Here is a 3,048-nt window from a genome sequence, read left to right as displayed (position 1 = left end):
AATCAGCGACTCCCTATCCTCCCGGGCCGTCCCCGGCCAAGTACTTTCGGCGTGTATGTGCTTAACTGCTGTGTTCGGTATGGGAACAGGTGGGCCCACATAGCCATCGTCACTGAATGCCGAGTGCTGCGCACTCAAAACTATACAGAAGAAACGCATGCCAAAGGACACCTTGGGATTCCCCAGCAAGTCAAGCCCTCGACTGATTAGTAGTAGCCTGCTCCATCCCTCGCGGGACTTCCACGCCTACCCTATCGACCTCGTGTTCCACAAGGAGTCTTACCAGCCTCTGCTGTGAGATACTTCATCTCGGGACGGGCTTCGCGCTTAGATGCTTTCAGCGCTTATCCCTTCCGGACGCGGCTGCCCAGCCGTGCCCCTGGCGGGACAACTGGCATACCGGCGGTCCGTCCACTCCGGTCCTCTCGTACTGGGAGCAGCTTCCCTCATGTATCTTGCGCCCGCGATGGATATGGACCGAACTGTCTCACGACGTTCTGAACCCAGCTCACGTACCACTTTGATGGGCGAACAGCCCAACCCTTGGGACCTGCTTCAGCCCCAGGATGTGATGAGCCGACATCGAGGTGCCAAACCTCCCCGTCGATATGGACTCTTGGGAGAGATTAGCCTGTTATCCCCAGGGTAGCTTTTGTCCGTTGAGCGATGGCAATCCCACTCTCATTCCACCGGATCACTAAGCCCTACTTTCGTACCTGCCCGACGTGTCTGTCTCGCAGTCAGGCTCCCTTCTGCCTTTGCGCTCTCCGCGCGGTTCCTGTCCGCGCTGAGGGAACCTTTGGGCGCCTCCGTTACGCTTTCGGAGGCGACCGCCCCAGTCAAACTGCCCGCCTGGCACTGTCCTCGGTGCCGTTGGTCCCGGAGTTAGGTCCCTAGCACGTGAGGGTTGGTATCCCAACGTTGACTCCCGCGCGCCTTGCGGCCCGCGTTCCCCGTCTCCCAACTATCCTGTACGTCACATGCCAAGGACCAATGCCAGGCTGCAGTGAAGCTCCATGGGGTCTTTCTGTCCAGTCGCGGGTAACCTGCATCTTCACAGGTATTTCAATTTCACCGGGCCCCCCGTTGAGACAGCGCCCAAATCGTTACACCTTTCGTGCGGGTCGGAACTTGCCCGACAAGGAATTTCGCTACCTTAGGACCGTTATAGTTACGGCCGCCGTTTACTGGGGCTTCAGCTCGGGGCTTCGGCTCTCGCCTGACCCTTCCCCTTGACCTTCCAGCACCGGGCAGGTGTCAGCACCTATACGTCAGATTTCTCTTTGGCAGGCACCTGTGTTTGTGGTAAACAGTCGCTTGGGCTTCTCTTCTGCCGCCGGCCCCGGCTCCGCCCGCAAGGGGCCCCACCGGTCCCGGCCATCCTTCTCCCGAAGTTACGGATGCATTTTGCCGAGTTCCTTAACGAGGGTTTTCCCGCGCACCTTAGGATTCTCTCCCCGCCTGCCTGTGTCGGTCTTGGTACGGGCGCATGCCGTCTCGTTAGAAGCTTTTCTCGACAGTGTAGTGCGCTTGGATTCGGCCTGCCCCGAGGGGCAGGCCTGTCTGTCGGCTCTCGGCCTTTCGCATGGGGGATTTGCCTCCCATGCGGCCTACCGCCTTCGACGCGCTCTTCCAGCCGCGCGCCCAAGCTCCTTGCTGTGTCACTCCATCCTCAAACGACGCCATGCGGTGCAGGAATCTTCGCCTGCTGTCCATCGCCTATGCTTTCTGCCTCGGCTTAGGTCCCGACTTGCCCTGGGGCGACGAGCGTTGCCCAGGAGCCCTTCGGCTTTCGGTGGGCGCGATTCTCACGCGCCGTTTCGCTACTCATACCGGCATTCTCGCTGCGATGCGGTCCAGCCGTCCTTCCGGTCGGCCTTCGTCCTGCATCGTACGCTCCCCTACCCATGCGCCGGTGGCGCATGCCGCGACTTCGGTTCTGTACTTGAGCCCCGGATATCTTCGGCGCAGGGCCTCTCGACCAGTGAGCTGTTACGCACTCTTTGAATGGTGGCTGCTTCTGAGCCAACGTCCTGGTTGTCTTTGAAGTCCTACATCCTTTCCCACTTAGTACAGCATTGGGGACCTTGGTCGGCGGTCTGGGCTGTTTCCCTCTCGAGCGCGGGTCTTATCACCCGCGTTCTGACTCCCAGGCCTTGCCTATGGCCATTCGCAGTTTGACTGGGTTCGGCAGGCTTCACGCCCCCTTGCCCGATCAGTGCTCTACCGCCCATAGGCGCGCCTGAGGCTAGCCCTAAAGCTATTTCGGGGAGAACCAGCTATCTCCACGTTCGATTGGCATTTCACCCCTATGCACGGCTCATCCCAAAGTTTTTCAACACTCACGGGTTCGGCCCTCCGCCCATTCTTACCTGGGTTTCAGCCTGGCCATGCATAGATCACTGTGGTTTCGGGTCTCGTCCATGCAACTCGCGCCCTGTTCAGGCTCGCTTTCGCTTCGGCTCCGCGTCTCCCGCTTAACCTTGCTGCATGGATGAACTCGCCGGTTCATTCTTCAATAGGCACGCCGTCGCGCATGCAAAGCGCTCCGACTGCTTGCAGACATACGGTTTCAGGTTCTCTTTCACTCCGCTCCCGCGGTTCTTTTCACCTTTCCCTCACGGTACTGTGCGCTATCGGTCGTTTCGTCGTGTTTTGCCTTGGATGGTGGTCCACCCGGCTTCCCACAGGGTTCCTCGTGCCCCGTGGTACTCTGGATCCCGGCCCGCCTGCCGTCCTTTCGCGTACGAGGGTCTCGCTCTCTCCGCCGTGCCTTCCCAGGCACTTCCGCTAGGACGGGCCAGCTTGCTGCCGGTCCTCAACCCCGGGGGCCCGAGGGCCCCCGGTTTGGGCTCTTCCCGTTTCGCTCGCCGCTACTGGGGGAATCACTTTTGTTTACTTTTCCTCCGGCTACTTAGATGTTTCAGTTCGCCGGGTTGTCTTCCTTTCGGATCATGCGACATGGCTCGCATGGGGTTGCCCCATTCGGAGACCCGTGGATCGATGCCTACTTGCGGCTCCCCACGGCTTTTCGCAGCTTATCGCGTC

The 3,048-nt window shown here is 60.0% G+C and carries 2 rRNA genes; both read right to left on the bottom strand.

Annotation, left to right across the window (positions count from 1 at the left end):
• Positions 1 to 117: ribosomal RNA gene (rrf, locus tag HMPREF1985_RS07855) — 5S ribosomal RNA — on the bottom strand.
• Between the two features lie 69 nt (positions 118 to 186).
• Positions 187 to 3,048 (bottom strand): 23S ribosomal RNA (locus HMPREF1985_RS07850); the annotation flags it as partial.

This window comes from Mitsuokella sp. oral taxon 131 str. W9106, from assembly GCF_000469545.1.
Taxonomy (GTDB): domain Bacteria; phylum Bacillota; class Negativicutes; order Selenomonadales; family Selenomonadaceae; genus AWVT01.
This window is presented reverse-complemented; position numbering and strand designations above follow the sequence as displayed.